1 protein-coding gene is annotated in these 1,166 nt (G+C 40.8%); it reads left to right on the top strand.

What is annotated here, in order from left to right:
• Positions 1 to 156: 156 nt before the first annotated feature.
• Positions 157 to 588 (top strand): YccF domain-containing protein, encoded by a 432-nt coding sequence (locus tag R7P35_RS25410; protein WP_005463381.1) that lies wholly within the window; start codon positions 157 to 159, stop codon positions 586 to 588.
• The last annotated feature ends 578 nt before the right edge of the window (positions 589 to 1,166 follow it).

The raw sequence follows: 1,166 nt of genomic DNA on the forward strand, positions 1-1,166 counted from the left end.
GCCTTTTTGTCAACAGCCCAATTATCTCCGCTTTCCTTTATCAAATGAGTATTCTCATCAATGATTTCTTATTTAAGATAAAGCACACCCATTCATCCTCTGTTAAGATTTGTGTGACATACTTTGTAGAAAGTTATAAATCAAAAAGGGTTTTAGATGAGAACACTTGGCAACATCATCTGGTTTTTATTCGGTGGCGTATTCATGGGATTGCTGTGGTGGCTATTCGGTATTCTTGCGTTCATCAGCATCATCGGGATTCCGTGGGGGCGAGCTTGTTTCGTCATGGGTAACTTTTCGTTTTTCCCATTCGGCAAAGAAGCCATTTCGCGTGATGAACTAACCAATGAAATGGATATTGGCACGAGTCCGCTAGGCGTCATCGGCAACGTACTTTGGTTTGTGTTTGCAGGTTTGTGGCTGGCAATCGGTCATATCCTATCCGCCGCAGCGTGTTTCGTTACCATTATTGGTATTCCGTTTGCACTTCAACACCTGAAACTGGCCGTAATTTCCCTCGCGCCTATCGGTAAAACTGTTGTAACGTCAGAAGAAGCGGCAATCGCTCGTTACAACATTAATCGTTAAGGTTATGTATCCTCTGAGCTTTCGGGCTCAGAGGGCAACGCCTGTTAAAAGTAAGCCTATTATTGCTACAGCGTATTCGATAATGGTTGATTGTATGCTCATACCGTCACCTTTAGGTTTATATCTTACCTAGCTCTGCACTGCTTCCAATTTATCCTTTATAATCAATTACCTTTGTTGCCCATCACTTGAGTTGTTCAATACTTCAACTACAAACATCTCAACTCAACTTCCCTCTTACAAATTTTTAAAGCCGAACTATAAGCGTAGCCAAAAGTAATCGACTTTGAGGAGAGATCTACGCGGTAAACGGAAGAATATTGGTCAGGAATCTTACTTTTTCAGGCCCAAGAACAACTTATGGTCGTATCTTTTTTTAACCACAAAATGTGCACATCAAAAGGCAAAGAACACTAAGGATTGAATAAATCAACAAACATTGATTGTGACATAGACTAATTTATTTTGTTTGTCCTCTTCCCCTACCACCCCATATCATCCCCACCACAAACGCTCTTTGATATTTTTATTTGTAGTTCTGCCACCGACGTAAAAGTACGCCTTTTCATCCCACAATT

Origin of the sequence: Vibrio sp. Vb0304 (assembly GCF_033338995.1) — a bacterium.
GTDB classification, from domain to species: Bacteria; Pseudomonadota; Gammaproteobacteria; order Enterobacterales; family Vibrionaceae; genus Vibrio; species Vibrio alginolyticus.

Coding starts and splice junctions, on each gene's coding strand:
- R7P35_RS25410 (WP_005463381.1), top strand. CDS start 157: ATGAGAACACTTGGCAACATCATCTGGTTTTTATTCGGTGGCGTATTC.